Source organism: Bacteroidota bacterium (assembly GCA_016194975.1).
Taxonomy (GTDB): Bacteria; Bacteroidota; Bacteroidia; order Palsa-965; family Palsa-965.
Window position 1 is genome coordinate 21,448 of the sequence record JACQAM010000014.1, and the last position, 20,760, is coordinate 42,207.

The 20,760-nt window shown below is 43.8% G+C and carries 22 protein-coding genes; 16 read left to right on the top strand and 6 right to left on the bottom strand.

Annotated elements, in window-relative coordinates:
- The first annotated feature begins 76 nt into the window (after positions 1-76).
- From HY064_09590 to HY064_09600, 3 genes are all read left to right on the top strand, one after another.
- On the top strand, positions 77-664 hold the full coding sequence (locus tag HY064_09590; protein ID MBI3510908.1) for a sigma-70 family RNA polymerase sigma factor: 588 nt from the start codon (positions 77-79) through the stop codon (positions 662-664).
- Positions 661-1,740, top strand: coding sequence for a hypothetical protein (locus HY064_09595; GenBank protein MBI3510909.1), 1,080 nt, complete (start codon positions 661-663; stop codon positions 1,738-1,740). The genes HY064_09590 and HY064_09595 overlap by 4 nt, the downstream gene beginning before the upstream one ends.
- A gap of 103 nt (positions 1,741-1,843) precedes the next feature.
- Entirely contained in the window at positions 1,844-2,899 is a 1,056-nt protein-coding gene (locus HY064_09600) for a COX15/CtaA family protein (GenBank protein MBI3510910.1), read from the top strand.
- Between the two features lie 56 nt (positions 2,900-2,955).
- On the opposite strand, the gene HY064_09605 is transcribed toward HY064_09600, so the two are convergent.
- The 3 genes from HY064_09605 to mutY all read right to left on the bottom strand — a co-directional run bounded on the left by HY064_09605 (position 2,956) and on the right by mutY (position 5,601).
- Positions 2,956-3,609: a gliding motility lipoprotein GldD gene (locus HY064_09605; GenBank protein MBI3510911.1), complete on the bottom strand. Its 654-nt coding sequence runs from the start codon at positions 3,607-3,609 to the stop codon at positions 2,956-2,958.
- A 283-nt stretch (positions 3,610-3,892) separates the two neighbouring features.
- Entirely contained in the window at positions 3,893-4,447 is a 555-nt protein-coding gene (locus tag HY064_09610) for a single-stranded DNA-binding protein (GenBank protein MBI3510912.1), read from the bottom strand.
- A gap of 116 nt (positions 4,448-4,563) precedes the next feature.
- Entirely contained in the window at positions 4,564-5,601 is a 1,038-nt protein-coding gene (mutY, locus tag HY064_09615) for an A/G-specific adenine glycosylase (GenBank protein ID MBI3510913.1), read from the bottom strand.
- Positions 5,602-5,729: 128 nt separating this feature from the next.
- Between mutY and HY064_09620 the strand changes: the two genes are divergently transcribed.
- From HY064_09620 to HY064_09645, 6 genes are all read left to right on the top strand, one after another.
- Complete coding sequence (locus tag HY064_09620; protein MBI3510914.1) at positions 5,730-6,020, top strand: integration host factor subunit beta; 291 nt, start codon at positions 5,730-5,732, stop codon at positions 6,018-6,020.
- 13 nt (positions 6,021-6,033) lie between these two features.
- Positions 6,034-6,897, top strand: coding sequence for a tetratricopeptide repeat protein (locus HY064_09625; protein MBI3510915.1), 864 nt, complete (start codon positions 6,034-6,036; stop codon positions 6,895-6,897).
- Positions 6,898-7,197: 300 nt separating this feature from the next.
- Complete coding sequence (locus tag HY064_09630) at positions 7,198-8,748, top strand: Rne/Rng family ribonuclease (protein MBI3510916.1); 1,551 nt, start codon at positions 7,198-7,200, stop codon at positions 8,746-8,748.
- 105 nt (positions 8,749-8,853) lie between these two features.
- Positions 8,854-9,333 (top strand): hypothetical protein, encoded by a 480-nt coding sequence (locus HY064_09635; protein ID MBI3510917.1) that lies wholly within the window; start codon positions 8,854-8,856, stop codon positions 9,331-9,333.
- Positions 9,334-9,436: 103 nt separating this feature from the next.
- The gene (locus tag HY064_09640; protein MBI3510918.1) at positions 9,437-9,949 is read left to right on the top strand and encodes a hypothetical protein; all 513 of its coding nucleotides are present in this window, start codon (positions 9,437-9,439) and stop codon (positions 9,947-9,949) included.
- Positions 9,950-10,089: 140 nt separating this feature from the next.
- Positions 10,090-10,527, top strand: coding sequence for an SRPBCC family protein (locus tag HY064_09645; GenBank protein MBI3510919.1), 438 nt, complete (start codon positions 10,090-10,092; stop codon positions 10,525-10,527).
- A 16-nt stretch (positions 10,528-10,543) separates the two neighbouring features.
- Here HY064_09645 and HY064_09650 read toward each other — a convergent pair whose 3' ends face one another.
- A complete protein-coding gene (locus HY064_09650; GenBank protein ID MBI3510920.1) occupies positions 10,544-10,822 on the bottom strand; it encodes a hypothetical protein in 279 nt (92 codons plus the stop codon).
- Between the two features lie 188 nt (positions 10,823-11,010).
- On the opposite strand from HY064_09650, the gene HY064_09655 reads away from it, so the two are divergent.
- On the top strand, positions 11,011-11,829 hold the full coding sequence (locus HY064_09655; GenBank protein MBI3510921.1) for a hypothetical protein: 819 nt from the start codon (positions 11,011-11,013) through the stop codon (positions 11,827-11,829).
- A gap of 98 nt (positions 11,830-11,927) precedes the next feature.
- Here the strand turns inward: HY064_09655 and HY064_09660 are convergent, their stop codons facing one another.
- Positions 11,928-12,347 (bottom strand): hypothetical protein, encoded by a 420-nt coding sequence (locus HY064_09660; GenBank protein ID MBI3510922.1) that lies wholly within the window; start codon positions 12,345-12,347, stop codon positions 11,928-11,930.
- Between the two features lie 162 nt (positions 12,348-12,509).
- Positions 12,510-13,265, bottom strand: coding sequence for an RDD family protein (locus HY064_09665; GenBank protein MBI3510923.1), 756 nt, complete (start codon positions 13,263-13,265; stop codon positions 12,510-12,512).
- A 167-nt stretch (positions 13,266-13,432) separates the two neighbouring features.
- Between HY064_09665 and HY064_09670 the strand changes: the two genes are divergently transcribed.
- The 6 genes from HY064_09670 (at position 13,433) to HY064_09695 (ending at position 20,490) form a co-directional block, all read left to right on the top strand.
- The gene (locus HY064_09670; protein ID MBI3510924.1) at positions 13,433-14,710 is read left to right on the top strand and encodes a stage II sporulation protein M; all 1,278 of its coding nucleotides are present in this window, start codon (positions 13,433-13,435) and stop codon (positions 14,708-14,710) included.
- Positions 14,679-15,650: a hypothetical protein gene (locus HY064_09675; protein ID MBI3510925.1), complete on the top strand. Its 972-nt coding sequence runs from the start codon at positions 14,679-14,681 to the stop codon at positions 15,648-15,650. Before HY064_09670 ends, HY064_09675 begins: the two co-directional genes overlap by 32 nt.
- An 11-nt stretch (positions 15,651-15,661) precedes the next feature.
- Complete coding sequence (locus HY064_09680; GenBank protein ID MBI3510926.1) at positions 15,662-16,402, top strand: DUF4129 domain-containing protein; 741 nt, start codon at positions 15,662-15,664, stop codon at positions 16,400-16,402.
- A gap of 198 nt (positions 16,403-16,600) precedes the next feature.
- Positions 16,601-17,827: a DUF4350 domain-containing protein gene (locus tag HY064_09685; GenBank protein ID MBI3510927.1), complete on the top strand. Its 1,227-nt coding sequence runs from the start codon at positions 16,601-16,603 to the stop codon at positions 17,825-17,827.
- 173 nt (positions 17,828-18,000) lie between these two features.
- A complete protein-coding gene (locus HY064_09690; protein ID MBI3510928.1) occupies positions 18,001-18,984 on the top strand; it encodes a MoxR family ATPase in 984 nt (327 codons plus the stop codon).
- Positions 18,985-19,146: 162 nt separating this feature from the next.
- Positions 19,147-20,490, top strand: coding sequence for a DUF58 domain-containing protein (locus HY064_09695; protein ID MBI3510929.1), 1,344 nt, complete (start codon positions 19,147-19,149; stop codon positions 20,488-20,490).
- Positions 20,491-20,760 lie beyond the last annotated feature (270 nt).

Genomic DNA, 20,760 nt, shown 5'->3' on the forward strand with positions numbered 1-20,760 from the left:
GTCCTATTACACGTAAATTAGCCCTGGAAGCGGTATGGAATAAAATATTCCCCGCGTCCTAATAAGGAAAGCAGTTATGCGGTTCTTCCCGTGGAAACGAAAATACAATCTGCACGACGACGAGTTGGTCGCGCGTTACCGTGCTACCGGCGATAAAGCTTTCGTTGGGGAACTGTACACGCGTTATGCACATCTTATTTTCGGATTGTGCCTGAAATATTTCCGCGATAAGGAACTGGCTCGCGATGCGGTGCTGCAGCTCTTTGAAAAAATGTTTGTGGTACTGAAAAAAAATAAGCCGGAGAATTTCAAAGTGTGGCTCACTTACGTGGCAAGGAATCATTGCATTTCCGAATTGCGGAAGATGAAAGTGAATGAAGAGCGGATGGAGAAATATTTTCACGAGGAAAAAGAAATCGGCGGCGATGATCTTCCCGGTGAACGGAGTGAAAAACTTTTGTCGAGAGAAGATCAGCTCCTGAATCTCGAAGCGGCAGTCCTGCAACTCGGCGATGAACAGCGAACATGCATTGAACTTTTTTATTTCAAAGAGAAATCCTACGAAGAAATAGCGTCCATTACAGGATTCACCGACAAACAGGTGAAAAGTTATCTGCAGAACGGAAAAAGAAATTTAAAACTCATCCTCGAAAAAAGAACATGAACACATTCCCGCATAAAGAGCACTTGTCCGAAGAAGAACTGAAAAATGTTCTCAGTGGAAAAAATGATGCGCACGTGAAAAAATTACTGGACGATTGTGAACTTTCGCGCGATGCGATCGAAGGTTACCAGGTGGTTCCCGGTGCGATCGCGGAACTCCCATCGCTTCAGAAAAAAATTGCTGCGCGATCGGGAATGAGCGGCGCATCATTCTTTATGAATACAATTTTCATTGCGGCCATTGCTATTATCATTGGCCTTCCTGCTTATTTTTTCTGGCCGCGCAATAATTCTTCTTCTGCTACCTCACCTTCGTCGACGGTTGTGCAGAATAATATTCCTGAAAAAAATTCTCCCGGCGTTGCCCCGGTATTGACACCGCAGTCGGAACATTTTGTAAATCCTGATGCCAAACCAGTTCCGGAAATAAAACCCGTTGTTGCAAAAAAAGATTCTTCAGGAAAATATTCTGCAGCTACTATCGATAATTCCGATGAAGACATTCCGCAGTTGCTCGAACAGAAACCGGTTATTCCCTCTCACCCGGAAGGGAGTTATAATGCATCTGTGGGATTCATCTTCGATCTTAAAATAACAGAATTTGAAAAATACGATCACGAAAAAATTCCGGCGAAGGAACTTAATTTTACCGGCGTTGCTGCTGCGTATGAAGATTCGATTGCGCAGAAAGAAGATCTGAAGTTGACGGAGGCGCCCCGCGAAGTTTCTGCAGAAAAATTTCTCGACGAAGGATTACTCGCTTTTTATGACGGACACTACGGCCTTTGCATTACTAAAATGGATGTGCTGCGCAAGAATGATCCGAACGACCTGAACGCTGCTTTTTATTCCGGCGTGAGTTATGTGAAACTCGAAATGTTTGCGAAAGCAATTCCTTATTTCGATGCCGTGCTCAATTCTCCGAATAATGTTTTTCATGAAGAAGCAAAATGGTACAAAGCGCAGGCACTTCTCGGATTAGGAGAAAAAGAAACTGCGAAAATTCTCCTCGGTGAAATTGTTTCCGGCAATGGATTCTATAGTGAAAAAGCGGCCGGTCTCCTGAAAAAGTTATGAGCGCTGAGTTTTGTGTTTTGGGAAAATGAAATCGTGAATTATTTTTTTTCTCGTTACTCATTACTCAAAACCCAAAACCCAAAACTCAGTACCTTAGCGGCGAATGCAAAAGCCGGATACCGACAAACTTTTTCTTAAGCTGGCCACTACCACCCTGATTTTTCTTTACCTCGTTATCATTGCCGGATCGGTAGTGCGCGCTACCGGAAGCGGAATGGGTTGCCCTGACTGGCCGAAATGTTTCGGATATTACATTCCACCTACAGATCCTTCTCAGGTTGAATTTCATGCGGAAGTCCCTTATAAAAAAGGAATGATGATCATTGCGGACGATACGTTGTGGAGGGCAAGAAAAGATTTTGCTTCCGGAAAAAAATTCGATAGTAGTAACTGGGAAAAATTTCCGGATTATAATTCCACGAAATTTTTTGTAGTGCAAACATGGACGGAATATATCAATCGTTTGCTCGGTGCATTCAGCGGACTCTTTACTTTTTTACTTTTCATCGTTTCTGTTTTCCGCTGGAGAAAAGATAAACTTTCGATTTTTTTATTGCTCATCGGAATAATGGTGCTCGCTTTCATCGGGTGGATGGGAAAAGTGGTGGTGAATTCAAATCTCACTCCGCTGATGATCACCTTTCACATGCTCAGCGCGCTCGTGATGATCGCGCTCGTCATTGCGGCGCGCGCGCGCGTGTGCATGCATACACGGCAATTGCAGAAAATTTCATTGGGGAAAGCAGAAAAGATCCTGCTCGTCTTCGTGCTGCTCGCGACACTCGACCAGGTGATCTTCGGAACGCAGGTGCGCCAGCAAATCGATGTGATCAATGGAAATATGAGCGGACTATCGAGAGAAACTTGGATCACGCAGTTGAACGGCATTTACACGTATCACAAAATAATGGCGGTGGTTGTGGCGATCACGAATATTATTCTTTTCATAATGCTGTGGAAGAAAAAACCGGGCCTGCAGAATAAATTACTGATCTCTTCCTTGTTACTCATCGTGCTTGCCGAATATGGTGCCGGCGTGGTCATGCATAATTTTTCCATTCCGGCATTTGTGCAACCGGTCCATCTTGTTTTAGCAATGTTACTTTTTGGAATTCAGTTTGCGCTCTTCATGCGCTCCTGGAAAAATTCGAAAATTTAAGAATTCGAAATTCGAAGTTTTTTTTTCATACACATTCAACGACTTCCACTCATAACTCATTCGTTCTTGTTGAGAGATTTCATTTCAATTGGCATAGTCAGCAGTTCCATCGTTTGCTCTTTCCACTTCAGGGTCCACAGCATGTGATAAATATCTTTCGTGATGAATTCGAGAACAGGGGCGAGTGAATCTTTGTTTGGTGCTGAATAAAAATAAAGTGATCCGCGCAGAAAATTAGTCGTGCTGTCGGTCACATAAAATTGTAAAGAAGTGGCTGCATTTCCACTGAGCATTTCCACCGAACCGAAAACATGTTCCTGCGCATTGATGATTGCCGAATCGCGCAATCCGCCTGCAACCTGGCTGTGCGCTTCGGTAAGCTGCCAGCTTTCATTGATCAGTTCTTCCAGCATAGAATCGCTGTGAAATTCTTTGTAGCTGAGATAAAGTGTTGCTTTGAACGGTGCGAAATACATATCGCGCCAGTATTTTTCAGCATTAGGAGCAGCGCTTTTATAGAGGTGGGAGTAAACGGGAATTTCAAAGGTGAATGGACAACTGTCGTCCGATTGTACGTATTTTTTCTCCGGAAGTTTTATCCGGAAATATCCACGTGGCTTCGGTGTTCCAATGGAATCATCATCGTCGCAGGAATGGATGAGCGGAAAAATAAAAAGCAAAAGAAAAAAATTCGGAAGTAGTTTTCGCATGAATACAAATGTAGCGCTTACGGTTTGCTGTTTGCAGTTTTCAGCAGAGTATTGTTTGTGGAGTATTGCTATTCAATATTTTTTTGGAGCGCATCTTCAGCTCATTTAAGTTTCTCCGGTCCCGTCACGCCCCGGGTACCCGGGGCATACCGGGGCTGGGAAAATTTCTCCATCACTTTTTTGTACCTGTTACCTTCCATAAAAACGAAGCTTGTAAAAGAAATGTTGTTTTCTTTCAAATAAAAAAGGATCCAAAATTTTTTTGAATCCCTGAATCCGTGAATTAAAACGGAAGATCGTCCGGCGTATCCGGTAAAACAGCAGGATGATTCGGTTCTGCTTTCGGATCAATCGGAACAGAAGTCTGTTGTTGCTGGTAATACAATTGCTGCGGATTCGGTTGCCCGGGCTGAGTAGTTACCTGTCCGTCTGCATTCGCATTTGCATTTGTATTTCCCTGCTGGTTGTATTGCGGGCGAACATAACCGGTTCCGTTCTGATCTTCGCGCCTGTTAAGGATCGTGAGCACGTCGCCGAAAATTTCTGTCGTGTAACGTTTCTGCCCCGTCTCTTTATCTTCCCATGAACGAGACCGGATCTTTCCTTCGAGATAAACCATTTGTCCTTTGCGAAGATATTTCTCCGCTACTTCAGCAAGCCGTCTCCACAGCACGATCTGGTGCCATTCGGTTTGTTCATTTTTATTTCCGTTTTTATCCCTGAATGTTTCAGTTGTTGCCATTGGGAAATTTGCAACGGCAATTCCTCCTTCGAGGTACTTCACCTCCGGGTCTCTTCCGAGATTCCCGATGAGGATCACTTTGTTTACACCTGGCATTTTTTCTTTTTTTATAGGTTAATGTATCCTTGATATAAGGTTTTATATAGCATGCAAAGATACGAAGTGAGTTATGAATTACTAATTAATACGGCTATACAAATTGCGGATAATTGCTAACTGGCCAGGTAAACTGCGATCACAGCAGGGAAAGCGTAACGATCAATTTCATTCTGCCGTACAGCAATGGAATTTTTCAATGATAATTTTTTCCGTGAATTGATCTCGATAAACCGCACCAGCAAACGCTGGTGGCTGAGCACATGTTTAATTTGCGGAGAGATTTTTTTTACGTCCAACTTATTTTTCCCCACTAGTTTTTTCCAGTCTTCCGAAGCGAATAATTTTTTTTCCGAAACCTTTTTTTTCGTTTCGATCAGCGGGAATTCGTAAAGATTTTTCCAGATGTCGTTCTCCGTGCGTTTCCTGATGATGATTTTATTATTGTTCCTGAAAATGAAATAATAAAAAAACCGATCGGTAATTTTTGTTTTCTTCGACTTCACCGGAAGTTTTGAAATAAGATTTTTCTTCCGCGCAACACAATACAACACAAACGGACAATTCCCGCAATCCGGATTTTTCGGAACACATTGCCTCGCGCCGAATTCCATTACTGCCTGGTTATGATCGCCGGGATTTTTTTTATCGAGCAATTCATTGGCCAGCTCACGGAATATTTTTTTTCCTTTCGTGGAATCGATAGCCGTTTTTATTCCGAACAGCCGGGAAAGGAAACGAAACACATTTCCATCCACCACCGCTTTTGCTTCACCAAAACAAATAGAAGAAACGGCAGCAGCCGTGTACTCACCGATCCCTTTAAGGCGCATTAGTTCTTCCGAATTTTGCGGAAATTTTCCCGCCCGTTCTTTGGCAATATTTTTCGCCGTGTGATGAAGATTTCTCGCCCTTGAATAATAGCCGAGCCCCTGCCAGGTTTTCATTACTTGGTCCTCAGTGGCGTCAGCAAGAGCAAATACATGCGGAAATTTCCGGACAAACTCCTTATAATAAGGAAGGCCCTGTTCAACCCTCGTTTGCTGGAGAATGATCTCCGAAAGCCATACTTTATAAGGATCCTTTGTGCCGCGCCAGGGCAGTTCCCTCTTGTTTTTGATGTACCATTGATGTAAAATCCGAGCGAAATCCATTGAAATTCCGAAAGTTCTGAAAACAAAAGTAGTTTGAAATTTGGGAGGTCGCCGAAAAAGAGTAATTTTGCGCCCTCAAAAGGGGAGAAACCTATTCTTAAACTCTTGAAAGTAAATAGCTTATAGCAATGACAAAAGCAGAAATAGTAAATGAGATCGCGGAAAAGACCGGCGTTGAAAAAGCTGCCGTTCAGGCCTCCGTTGAAACATTAATGAAAGTGGTGAAGAATGCCCTCACCCGTGGTGATAATGTTTACCTCCGTGGCTTCGGTAGTTTCATAGTGAAACGCCGTGCTGAAAAAACAGGCCGCAACATTTCAAAGAATACAACCGTCATCATTCCTGCCCACAACGTTCCGGCTTTCAAACCGGCAAAAACTTTCGTGGAGCGCGTGAAGAAGAATGTGAAAGTTGAATAATTCCACACATCACATGCGCAGGATTTCCACTTCACAAATGGCGGTGATCGGCGCCGCTGTAGTCAGTACCGTTCTTTTATGTATTGTTCATACGTGGCCCTCTCACGGAAAAATTTCCATGCCTCCGCCAATGATGAATTCGGCGCAGGGACTTTCCATCGATGTTGTTGTGAATAGCGAAAAAGCAAAACTGAAACCGGAAATTCTTAATTCGGTCAACTTCATTGAAGCTTCACTTTCTTCTGAGCGCGATGCGAATAAACGCCGACAGGCTTATGACAGTCTCATCAGTCTGCTAAGCACATCACGCTCTTATATTCTCAGCGCTTGGTATGCCGAAGAGAAAGCAAATAAAACATCCGGCAGTTCTGCAGACTGGGAAGCAGCAGGAGATCGTTTTACCAATGCGGCGCAATTCGTGACCGATGAAAAAGAAATTCCTGCCATTTTTCAGTCGGCAGTCAATTGTTTCAATAAGTCGCTCACACTTGATCCAAAAAACCTCGATGCAAAAGTAGGACTCGGATTGTGTGCAGTGAACGACACGGAACACCCGGAACAGGGAATAAAAATGATCCTCGATGTGATCGCGGAAGATTCCAACAACCTGAATGCGCAACTTGCTCTCGGAGATCTTTCCATCCGCCGCGGCGCTCCTGATAAAGCGATCGTGCGTTACAGCAATGCATTGAGAATTCAACCCGCCATGATCGATCTGTATGTGAGACTCGCAGATCTTTACAAAGAAACCGGCGATACCGCCAGTGCAATTTCCAACCTGGAAATGTACGTTCAGCATTCGAACGACCCGGTGATGAAAAATGATGTGGAGAACGATATCCGTTCACTCCGCGAGAGCCTCGGTAAAAAGAAATAAAAAAGTATTAACCTAAAAAACTAAGATCTATGCCAAGCGGCAAAAAACGTAAACGTCATAAAATGGCGACTCACAAGCGTAAAAAACGTCTTCGTAAGAACCGTCACAAGAAGAAGAACCGCTAAACAGCAGCAGTATCAAGCGGCAGAAGGCAGGTTGTATTAGAATACAACAAGGCCGCTGCAGCTCAGCAACTGCCGCTGACCCCGTTCCCTTCCAACATTCAATTAATTGCACGGAATCCATTCTCCCGAAAGGCAGAATGTGTTCTGTGCTTCACCTTATTCAAAAAACAATAACGTGTCAAACGAACTCATCATCGATGCAACAGGCAGCGAAGTGGTGATCGCACTCATGAACGACAAACGATTGGTGGAGCTTAACCGCGAAAAAACCAATACACAGTTTGCCGTCGGCGACATCTACCTCGGGCGTGTGCGCAAAGTGATGCCCGGACTCAACGCTGCATTCGTGGATGTCGGTTACGAGAAAGATGCTTTCCTTCATTATTTCGATCTCGGCCCGCAGGTACTTTCGCTCAACAAATATGTGCGGATGACCATCACCGGAAAACAGAAACATGCTGCGCTTGCTTATTTCAAACCCGAGCATGACATTCACAAGGATGGAAAAATTTCTGACGTGCTCCAGTCTGATCAGCAGGTGATGGTGCAGGTTGCTAAAGAACCCATCTCCACAAAAGGCCCGCGCATTACTACCGAACTTTCCATTGCAGGAAGATATATTGTACTCATTCCGTTCGCGGATAAAGTTTCTGTTTCGCAAAAAATCCGCAGTCACGAAGAGAAAGACCGGTTGAAGCGTTTGATCATGAGCATCAAGCCGAAAAATTTTGGTGTGATCGTCCGAACAGTTGCCGAAGGAAAAGGCGTTGCCGATCTTGATGCCGACATGAATGATCTCGTGAACAAATGGAATACCTGTTTCCAGGAACTTACAAAATCAAAACCTCCTGCGCGCGTACTCGGGGAACTCAATCGCACTTCTGCAATTCTCCGCGATCTGCTCAACGCATCATTCGCCGCGATCACTGTGAATGACGGGCGTATGTTCGACGAGATAAAAGAATATCTCCAGAACATTGCACCCGACAAAGAAAAAATTCTGAAACTTCACAAAGGCCCGCAACCTGTTTTCGAAAGTCTTGGTGTCGATCGCCAGATCAAAGCGCTCTTCGGAAAAACGGTGACTATGAAAACCGGCGCGTATCTTATCGTCGAACATACCGAAGCATTGCACGTTATTGATGTGAACAGCGGCAATCGATCGAAGTCGCATGCCGACCAGGAAACGAATGCGCTCGAAGTGAATCTCGAAGCAGCAACAGAAGTTGCGCGCCAGTTGCGCCTGCGCGATATGGGTGGAATTATTGTCGTTGATTTCATTGACATGCATTCGCCGAATAACCGCCGTACACTTTTCAATAAGTTGCGCGATGAGATGAAAGGTGATCGTGCAAAACATACCATTCTTCCACCGAGTAAATTCGGATTGATCCAGATCACGCGCGAACGTGTGCGTCCGGAAACGAGCGTGGATACTTCTGAAAAATGTCCGACCTGCGGAGGCACCGGAGAAATCCAGTCGAGCATTCTTCTCATCGACCAGATCGAAAATAATCTGCGTTACGTTTTAAAAGAGCAGAATGAAAAAGCAGTTACCGTTTGTGTTCATCCTTATCTCGAGGCGTATCTTACAAAAGGATGGCCATCGCTGCGGTGGAAATGGAAACGCCGTTACGGAAAACCAATTAAAATAAAACCGGTTTCTTCCTATCAGTTTCTCGAATACCATTTCCTGAATAAAAATGATGACGAGATAAAAGTTTAGAAAAGGAAAAAATAAAATCACAAATTGCAAAAGATCCCGGAAGTTTTCATCCCGGGATTTTTCATTTGTGAAGAATGAATTAGCTTTGAATCAAAATAATTTTACATGAAAACAAAAAAAATATTTCTGACCACAATGCTTGCGATTTTATTCGCAGCATTTTCAATTTCTTCCGGCGCACAGACTTCAACGGGGAAAACTGCGGCATTGCAAACCATCGGCATGCAGGGAGGGCTCGTACTTTATCAGACTTACCAGCTCATCGGCGCTATGAACGACGGATACATTAACAAAGCATGGGAAGCAAAAACGGTGACCGATATCATGGATGAACAGGTGACGATGCTCGACAATATGACTGCTCAGTACAACACGTTGCTTGCTTCAAAATTTCTAACCGATCCTTCTGACACTGCAACCGTTCACGAAATGATGCGCGGAATTCAGTACCTGAAAGATGAAGCGAAAGGATTGCATGATATGGTGACCGACAATTCTGATGATGCAAAAAAAGAATACAACACGGCAAGAGATGAATCGTGGAAGATCATTGCTGATGTGCTCGGATTGAAAGACGGAAATTAATTGGGAGTCAGGGGAAAATAAATTTATTGTTTAACAGAAAATGATTGTTTCTAATTACACTGCTTATGTTTTACTGGGAATTATATGCGTCCTGATTTTTTTCTTGTCCTTGGCTTTACTCGATAAACTCTTTACAAAACGTAAAGGAATAATTCCCCCACTCGCAATTCTGAGTACTGCCTGCCTGAGTTATTTTCCGCATTGTCTCGGAACGCCGATCTGTGTTTTTGAGAATGGGAAGATCGATGAATCGTATGCAATCTTCGAACCCGGGTTTAAATTTTCCAACGGGCATGAAATAAACATCAGGGATTATTACAGCGAATCAGGGATGGTTTTCATCAACAATTCCAGCGACTCGCTCGTGGTTGAAATGGAAATTTATCACAAAGTGATCGGGAATAATATTGATTACAGTACAGGAAGAGCGATTAACTGTTTCATCTATCCTTATAGCGCTACAAAATATTCCGGGAACATCCCGCAGTATTTTTTCGAGCATCGCCCACCTGCCGGCCTAAAATTCGAAAGGAATGACGGCAGCTATGAAATTTATTATTGGCTGAGAAAATTCGAACCGCGAGATGAAGACAGGCAGATCGGGTTAGAATTCTGAAACATGGTTATTGGTCAATAGTCATTGGCCATTTGAATTTTGAAAATCAGAATTTGAGATTTGAAGAAATTATTTTCGAATAAGATGCTGGTCCGATTATTTTCTCTTAGTTTAAACAAAAAAAATGACCCATGAATGTAATGCGCATTACCACCGAGATCAACGCCCCGGCCGAAAAAGTTTTCCGCCTGCTGACTCAAAAAGAAAATTTTAAAGACTGGTGGAGAGGATTTATCAGTCTCGATTATAAGAATGAACCTGATCAGCAGAATCCGGTTGGTACAAAATTTCACGTGGTGTACAGAGCGGGATTCCGGCGCGACAAGGTTTCATTCGACTGCGAAATAACTACCTACAAAAAAAACGAACAATATTCTTTTACCGCATCCAACCGTTTCGGAAACAGCGACGCATCCTACCGGCTCACCTCTGTAAACGGAAAAACTATCCTGGAATTCGAAGCGAATTATGTTCCTCCGAAAATTCTTGTTCCTTTCGTTATTATGGCAAAATGGGATCTGAAATTTCATACCAAAAGGAATTTAAACCGGTTGAAACTACTCGCCGAGAAAAATTGATTCACAACATTTCTTCTTATTGCGGCAACTGGTGCTCAGAGAGCATCCATTCTCCGCTACCACCGAAATAATAATATTTACTGCTGCCATCCGCTGTGTTCAGGATGATGCAATGCATAGTGTTCGCATCTTCACTCATCGTTACGGTGTATTTACCGATCTGGCTGCTTCCCTCGTCAATAAAATTTTCAGGACGCGGAGCAGCATCAGCGGTAGAAACGGAACGAATCAGGAATCCGGCGCCGAACAGTACAAGCGTGATTCCGATGCAGATCTGGAGGAATTTGTTTTTCATAGTTGTTTTTTTTGCAAGATAGAGAATCATTGGGATTTGAAATTTGAGTTTCGGATATTGGGAATTTGTAACATTATTACGCTGTAACTTTATTCACCGGCACCCGTTATGGAATAGAAGTTGCTGCTTCATCGTTTAATAAAACGCAGATGTTCCATTGCCATTTTTTCTTTTCTTCTTTTTTGCGAATGCTATTCATAGCAGCGTTCTCATTTTTTGTGCAGGAAGTTTTTGCGCAGAAAATTCTCAACGGAAATTTTGAAGATAATTCTGCAAGCGAATGCAAGACGAATCTTGTGAATGAAGAATTCTCCTCGTTCATGAAGAATTGTTACGCTTACGGAGCGGGAAATGAACTCGACATACAGGATGGCCAGTGCGGATATGGAACTCCCTTCGAAGGAAAATGGTTCATCTCGCTCGCCACACCTTCCGGCCCCGACGGATTTGCGTTGCAACTCAGCTCCCCTTTCATTTCCGGCGTCACTTACAGAATTTCTTTCGAAGCCCTCGCGAGTACTATGTTCGGCAACGGATTGGATTCGCTCGTGTTCGGCGTGAGCGACAGTAAAGAGGTGCAGGGCACGGAAATTTTTTCTATTCAACCCATACAGAATGATAAATGGCAGAAAAAGGAATTTTCTTTTAAATCGCCGGCAACGGGAATTTATCTCACGATTCAGAATAAAGGAGAACGCCGTGCATGGAATTTTATTGACGATGTGAAAATGGTGAATGATCCTTCTCCCATAAATTTTTCCACGAGCCCGGTTGCGGGATTTGTAACCGTGAATGAAAAAGAAATGACAGAGCTTCGCGTGGTGGATAAAGACGGCAAGATCGTGAAGAGTGAAAAATTGCAGATGGCGAATGAAGTGGAGATCGATACTACCGGGTTCACAGAAAAAAATTATTCATTAGTGATCGTCACGAGGAAAAAAACTTTGTCGTACCGATTTGTGAATGCGGAGGAAAAAGATCCGGCAGAAATAAAAAAAGAGGATTGATCAGGAATTTTCTACAAAATGAGTAATGGTTGTAAGCAGATATAACAATATTCAGGAATTGATTTGACAATCTGGCAAAACCAGAATTTCATTTGTGATTAGCGCAGGGAATTAAGTGTCTTGAAATGCAGCATATAATCGAAGGAATTAAAACAGAGTGCTATTCCGTTTATCCTTCCATCATCAGGTTCATTCATGCTAGGATCGGAATTCCATCGTACCCCGAATTTGTGCGATTTGCAATAAGGAACAGGAACATTCCAAAACGTCACTCTTGTCATTAAACCGGCCATTTGTGCTTGGCCTAAATTGAGTCGCAGTTCCTCATATTTTTCAGGTAGCGCTCCGCAAATGCAACACTCATCGGGCCATATCCATAATGCAGGATCGGGGGTTAACTCAGCATAACGTACAGCAAAGTGGTGACCTTCTTCGATTGTTCCCTTTTCAACTAGTGCTATTTGATTTTTCTTTTTTATGTGATAGGTTTTGCATGTCGGGCATTTGTCGATGTTCATGATTTTCATTTTCGCTCCGCACTGTAGGCAGTTAAATGTTCGCACAAATAACAAATAAATGATGCCTCCTGTTCCGAGAACTCCAACTAGTATCCATGCCCAAGGTTCCATTTCTTGATAAGTGTTTAATGATTATTTTTTGAAAAATAATAATAAGATTGATCAGGAATTTTCCGAGAAAGCAAAATGCGCGTAATCCGCGAGAACAATATTCAGGAATTGTGCTGTGGGCAATTGTTGAGGCGGCGGATAAACGCCCATTACCGTTTTCACTTTGTGCCCGAGATATTCCAGCAACCGGTGATTTCCTGTTTCGAATGATTGCGCCATCACATCGCGGATAATATTCAGATCGCGATCAGAAAGATTCGCCACTTGCGGAAATACAACACGGTAATTCGGATTTATGTTTGCAAGAATAGTATTGCGCAAAAAAGATTTTTGTTTTGTTTTGATCACGATCGTTCCTGCTATCATATCGCCGATACGCTGCGTTTTATTGCTGATGATGGCAACCGGTAATGCGAGACACGTGAGCGCGCCCAATTCTCCTTCGAACAAACGCGTTGCCCAGCGGAAAGCAAAATCTCCAATGCCGGCGGGAGTTCCGTTCGTCTTCACCACTTTCAATCCCATGATTATTTTCCCGATCGTTCTTCCGTTGAAAATAGATTCGCACCACAACGTATAAGTGAGAATAGGAACAGGAATGAGAATTCCGATCACGCTCGAATATTGCTGCTGATCTTCCCATTTCATCGACTGTACCACTTCACCGAGAATAAAAAATGCGATCATGAGGTACGCCGTAAAAAAAACAAGATCGAGAAGCCGCGCAAGTAATCGCTCACCGATGTTCGCGGTCTGGTAATTGATCGCTACGTTCTGCGTGGTGAGTATGCGGGCTGAGTCTGACATAAGTACGAATTGCGAATCTCACGAATGTACGAAGAGAGAATGGATGTTGGAAGATAGCTGATGAGATCGTTTTAGAAAAACTAATCGACTACAACAGATGAAATAAATCCATCATCTATCTTCCAAAGTCAATTCGTATATTCGTACGTATTCGCATTTCATTCCCTTTGAAAGAAATAACTTTCCTCAAACAGAATCATCAGAAGTGGCAGCAGTTCGAAGCGTTGCTCAATTCCACGCAGGGAGGAAATCCCGATGCGCTTGCCGATCTTTTTATCCGTGTGACCGACGATCTTTCTTGGGCACGAACTTTTTATCCCGGATCGAATACCGAAAAATATCTCAACGATATGGCGGCGCGCATTCACCAGGAAATTTACAAGAACAAAAAAGAAAGACGCAGCCGCATTCTCACTTTCTGGACGCACGAGTTACCGCTCACGATGGCGAAACACAGAATGAATCTCCTCATTGTATTTGCAATTTTCTTCGTGTCGGTGTGGGTGGGAATTGTTTCTGCCAAACACGATGAAGGTTTTGTGCGGCTCATACTCGGCGACAGTTACGTGGATATGACGCTCGACAACATCAGCAAGGGCGATCCGATGGGTGTGTACAAACAGGATAATCATTTCGTGATGTTCTTCGCGATCGCGCTCAATAATTCTATGGTGGCGATGCTTTGCATTCTCGCAGGGCTTGCAGGATGGGCAGGTGTGGCGATGATGCAATTCCGCAATGGAGTAATGCTCGGTGCGTTCATGTATTTTCTTGCCGCTCACGGTTACATGCGCGAAGCAACGCTCACCGTTTGGATTCACGGCGTGATCGAGATCTTTTGCATTGTTGTTGCGGGCGCTGCGGGAATGGCAATGGGAAATGGATTGTATTTCCCGGGTGCGTGGCCGCGTGGCGTGTCGTTCATGCGCGGTGCGCGCGAAGCATTGAAGATAGGTGTGGGATTAATTCCATTCTTTTTTCTCGCGGCTTTCTTCGAAGGATTCATTACGAGATATACGGAGATGAATGATGTGGTTCGCGAATTCATCATCATCACGGCGCTCATTCTCATGGTATCGTATTTTATTTTCTGGCCCATGTTCGTGCGTCCTGATGTTACAAAATTATCGAGAGTGGTGGCTGATGACGATACATCTGTAATCAAAAGAGAACTGAATGCAAAATTTATTTTCAAATTAGTGATCGGAATATTGCTCATCGTTCTTCCCACACTCGCATTCTCGATGCACGAGATCACCGGCGACAAAACAGAAACGGTTGCGAAATTTTTCTATGTGCTCTGCGGGTGCGGCGGCATTGCACTTATTGTATTTGCATTCCTGAACAGGAGACAAACAGAAGAATCACAATTGGAAATAGACCGGAAAAAAACAAAATCAGTAAAAGAGGAGTATGAACGGGAAGCCACAGCCACTAAGGTTTGAACGCGTACGCGGGTTCGGGAAGATCATGAGCGACACGCGCACGTTCGTGCGGGAAAACTTCATCGTGTTTTTCAAGACCATGCTTTTTCTCGTTGGGCCATTTGCATTGCTCACCTGTTCGCTCGAAACATTTTACAAAGTGAATCTGCTCGGCCCGAATGAAACGCCGGATTTCAACAAGATCGGTTCCTTTCTCGCGCTGTCAACTATTTATTCCAATCTGCGCTGGGCAATCAACGGATTCATCACCGCAATTGTTGTCAGTCATTTTGTGAAAGTGTATCGTTTCAAAGGTGCTGGAAATTTCGATGTGGGCGATGTGTCGCGTTCCATCTTCAAAGATTTTTTCGGAACGCTGCTTTCTTTCGTGGTGCTTTTTGTTTCTGTCGGCATTGTCTGCACCGTGCTCGGATATCTCATTTACGGAATGGCGGAAGTTTCACTCGCAGGCGCCATCCTTCTTATTCTTGCGGGATGGCTCGGTTACATACTGCTTCGTTTTCCATTCTGGTATTTTGTGTATTCGGTTTTTTTCGCGCGAACGTCTGAAGAAAAAAATAAAAATGTGTTTGCAGGAATGTCGCTCGCCGGAAAAGTATTTGCCGGCAACTGGTGGATCACGTGGGTAATATTTTTCCTGATGTGGCTAATACTTTATGCGATCGGGATCACGGTCGCCATGCCTGCACGCATTGCCGCGTGGATCGCCGAGCTTTCTTCACTGAGTATTGACGAGAGCAGCACCGACTGGAAAATGATACAGACCATTCTACTTTCCATTGGAGAATTTGCCAAGACTATGATCGATGCGGTTTTCATGGTAACGATCGCGTTGCAATTTTTCAACCTGAAAGAAAAAGCGGACGGGCAGGGAACAGTGAAGCTGGTGGAAACCATCGGCGAGAAAAAAGACGAAGAAGAAATGGAATATACCTGGTAATGATGAACGCGATGAAAAAAATAATTTTTCTTTTGCTCTTCCTTTTCGCAGGAACGGGAATTTCATTTGCGCAGGCGGAAAAACATAAAATGAAATTCGATTCATCCGCAGTGAAACCGAGATCGCCCTCTGCTTCCACTAAAGATGATTATGTGAAAGATGATTTTTATAAATACGATACGAAAGATAAAGCCGATCGTGAAGAACCGAATGTGTTCGACCGCATGTGGAATAGTTTCTGGGAAAGATTATTCGACAACATGCGCGACGTTGATCCGAAGCGCGGGCCGAATCCGTGGAGCATTTTGTGGATCCTCATTCTCGTTACACTCATTGTTCTCGTTGTGCTCAAAGTCACCAACTCGGGAGTGAATACTATTTTCGCAGGAAAAAGAAAGAACATGGAGCATGCCGATGCTTCCATGGAGGACGTAGACATTCACGCGATCAATTATGAACAGGTGATCGCTGAAGCGCGGGCGAAAAAAGATTTCCGTCTTGCAGTGCGCCTCTGGTTCCTGCGCACGCTGAAAGAACTCACCGATCGTGAACTCGTGGCGTGGAAAACCGACAAGACCAACAGCGATTATTATTACGAACTCAGTGGAAATGTATTGCAGAATGAATTCGGCGATGTGAGTTATGTGTATGACCACATCTGGTACGGCGATTTTCCCGTCGATGAAAATTCCTATGGTGATGCTGAAGATAAATTCAGGATATTTCATTCACACATCGACTCATCAAAATGAATTCTGAAAAGAAAAATAAAATAATGATTAAGGGACCATTTGCTTTATTGCAGTTCAACTTCGCGCCTTCGCGGTTACTGTCCCATATTTTTTTTAACCGCAAAGTCCTAAGACTATTTCACGCAGGTACACAGGTGAAAAATCTCATAAGGATGACAAGCAGGTTTTTCATTTCATGCTAAAATTATTTAAAGAATTTTGAAAAAGAACTGGCCCTACTTTCTCCTGCTCGCGATCGTACTGTTCGTGCTGTTCCGCATGTCGGAAAAAGCTTCAGCGAAACGCGTGGACTGGAAAGATAATTTCACGATGTCGTCGAAGAATCCTTACGGCTGTTATATTTTCGATCAGTACCTCGGTGAAATGATGGGCGGAAAAACAGATCACATCAATCTCACCGCCTACCAGAATCTTGCAGGAAAAAAATTCACCGATCATAATTATGTTTTTGTGAACAGTGATTTCTCTCCTTCCATGCAGGATGTGGTGAACCTTGTGAAATTTGTGGAAGCGGGAAATGATGTGCTCATCTCTGCTCGCGATTTCGGTTTACTCGCCGACACACTGAAATTTCAATTGGGCGATCCGCTGTACATTGACATCAGTAAAAAACCGAACAACACTACGCTCGGTTCAATGGTGAACCAGGGAAATGCTTTTGTGGAATCCAATCTTGTGAATCCTTCTTTGCACCTGAAAAAAAATGCAAGTTTTGATCATACCACTTACGAACTTGCATTCACCGCTTTCGATACACTGCGTTCAATTGTTCTCGGGCAGGATGGGAGAGGATATGCGAATTATTTGCGCATCCCGAAGGGAAAAGGATCTTTTTTCATTCACACATTGCCCGACGCTTTTGGAAATTATTATGCAGCGAATGCGAATACCGTGGATTATCTGCTGAACGTAGTCTCGTATCTTCCATCGCAGGAAACTTTTATTGACACACATTACAAGATCGGGCGGAAAGAAAATGACGATACACGTCGCTATATTTTTTCCGAACCAGCTTTGCGGTTAGGTTACGTGGTACTCATCATTGCCGGGCTCATCGGATTTTTTCTCGGTGGCAAAAGGCGTCAGCGTCCCGTTCCCGTGGTCACTCCTCCTGCTAATTCCACACTTGAATTCGTGGAGCAGGTGGGCGCTTTGTATTACAATCTCGGAAACCACGGCGATATCGTTTACAAAAAAATAAATTATTTTCTCGAATCGGTACGCTCGCGTTTTTATGTACAGACCAATGTGTTCGACGAGAAATTTTTAGTGCGCCTCGAAAATCTTTCGGGCATGCAGCGCGATGAAGTGCGCCAGTTATTCAGCACGATAGATTACCTGCGTAAAGCGCCGGGTGTTTCTGCCAATGAACTGAAACGACTCGAAGAACAGATCAGGAATTTCAATACAAAAAGTAAACGGTGATATGAGGGAAGATTACAGATTTTTACGGAGAATGCAGATTACGGATTCAACAGATGTACAGACCTGTTTGATTTACTTCATCTGTAAATTCGTTTTTTCTGTAATTTGTATTCTCCGTAAAAATCCGTAATCCACCCGCCATAAATAAATTCAATAACAAGAAAACAAATACCATGTCAGACCAGCCACAAGTATTCACGAACAGGATCCCACTCGAGGATCTGAAAAAAGCCGTACTCGATATTCGCACCGAGATCGGAAAAATAATAGTAGGACAGGAACGCACCGTCGATCTGCTCATCGCCGCTTTACTTTCCGACGGGCATGTTCTCATTGAAGGTGTTCCCGGTGTTGCAAAAACACTCACGGCAAAATTGCTCGCACGAACGGTGTCGGTAAAATTTTCGCGCATACAATTCACGCCCGACCTCATGCCTTCGGATGTGATCGGCACGAGTGTGTTCAGCGCAAAGAGCAATGAATTTGAATATCGCGAAGGGCCCATCTTTGCGAATATCGTTCTCATTGACGAGATCAACCGCGCTCCTGCAAAAACACAATCTGCATTGTTCGAATCGATGGAAGAACGGCAGGTGACTGTTGACGGAAAAACAAGATTGCTTGATGCGCCATTCATGGTGGTGGCCACGCAGAACCCGGTGGAGCAGGAGGGAACTTATCGTTTGCCCGAAGCGCAACTCGATCGTTTTCTTTTCAAGATTGATGTGGATTATCCGACGCTGGCGAATGAAACAAAAATTCTCGCCGATTTTCATGCGCGGAAAAATTCCATGGATCTCACCAGTGTGAAACCGGTGGTGACTGCAGAACAACTGAAAGGATACCGCCAGAAAGTTTACAGTTTGCACGTGGAGCCGAATCTTCTGATGTACATCGCGCAAATGGTGAACATGACGAGAAACAACAGCGCACTTTATCTCGGAGCATCACCGCGCGCGTCGCTCGCAATACTCACGAGTGCGAAAGCGATCGCGGCCATGCGCGGAAGAGATTTTGTAACGCCCGATGATATTCGCGAAGTAGCAATTCCTGTTTTGCAGCACCGCGTAATGCTCACACCTGAAAAAGAAATGGAAGGACAAACATCACGCGACGTAGTAAAAACAATTATTCAGCAAGTGGAAATTCCGAGGTAATTGAAATTCTGGAGATCCATATTTTTTTCCGGGAGATTTTTTCTCGTGTGCGGGTTACTCGCGCTGCTGTGCGTGCTTGCGTATCTCGTGCCCGAGTACAAGGAGAATGCCTTTATCATTTGTATTATTTCTTCCATTGCCGGCGGCGCAGTTTTTATTCTGATGTTCGTTCTCCGCGTTACAAAATTAGTCCGCTTCAATTATGCGACGGTAGCTTTGCCTTTGCTAATTGGCGCCGGCATTGGTATTTCATTTTATTTCAGCGATGCACTTTACCCGATCGCAAAAATTTCTGCTTACGCATTACCCGCAGTTGTTGTCGCTGATTTTCTTTTATTGTGGAGCAGGCCGAAAGGAATTTTTGCAAGGAGGGATATGATGGATAAACTTTCGAACGGCGACCAGAATGAAATTTCCATCACTATAGAAAATAAATTTCCCTTTCCTGTTTTTATCAATGTGATCGATGAACTCCCGGTGCAGTTCCAGGCGCGCGATCTTTCGTTCAAAGGATTTCTCGGCCCGTTCGCAGCGAAAAAACTAACGTATCATGTGCGGCCCGTGCGCAGGGGAGAATACACTTTCGGTTATGTGAATGTGATCACCACTTCCATGCTCGGCCTCATGATGCGCCGTTTCCGTTTCGATAATGAGCAGATGGTTCCTGTTTATCCGTCCTTCATCCAGATGCGACGTTATGAATTACTCGCGATCTCGAATCGGTTGACAGAAGCCGGAATAAAAAAGATCCGCCGCATGGGGCAGAACATGGAGTTCGACCAGATCAAGGAATATGTGAGTGGCGATGATCCGCGGAGAGTGAACTGGAAAGCAACTGCGCGAAGAGGAAGACTGATGGTGAATACTTACCAGGATGAAAAATCGCAACAAGTGTATTCGGTGATAGACATGGGACGCGTGATGCAAATGCCATTCGAAGAAATGACACTGCTCGATTACGCGATCAATGCAAGTCTCGTCATCAGCAACATCGCTATGCTGAAATATGATAAAGCGGGAATCGTTACGTTCTCGAAAAAAGTTCACACGCAATTGCCGGCAGAGCGGAGAGGATTGCAGTTGTATAAAATCATGGAACTGCTTTACGCCGCGAAGACGGGCTACCAGGAAAGTGATTTCGGAAAATTATATGCAGCCATCAAGCAACGTGTAACGCAGCGGAGTTTATTGTTGCTCTACACAAATTTCGAAACGCTGTCGAGTATGCAGCGGCAACTTTTATATTTCCGGCGGCTTGCGAAAGATCATCTGGTCGTCGTGATATTTTTCGAGAATACAGAGTTACGTTCTTTCCTGAATAAAAAACCACGAACCATCCAGGAAATTTATTACCAGACCATCGCGGAAAAATTTGCTTACGAGAAAAAATTAATTGTGAAAGAATTAGAGAAGTACGGAATTCACGCAGTGTACACGGCTCCGCAGAATTTAACGGTGAACACGATCAATAAATATCTTGAGTTGAAAGCGAGAGGATTGATCTGAGGGAGGATTACAGATATACAGATTACTAAAGAGCCCACACGCAAGATCGCTTCACTCGCGATGACCAACGCACAATCTGTATATCTGTATTATCTGGAATTCGATGCCTGGCTGTTAAGAATTTTCGAGGAGATGGATTATCATAGTATAATTGGGTAAGTTTGAAATAGGATAATTATTTTATAAAATTGGGAACAAAAGCAATTCGTTATTTTATTCCGTTATTTATTTCAGGTTACTTCCTTATCAGCATTATTACCAATTGTTATT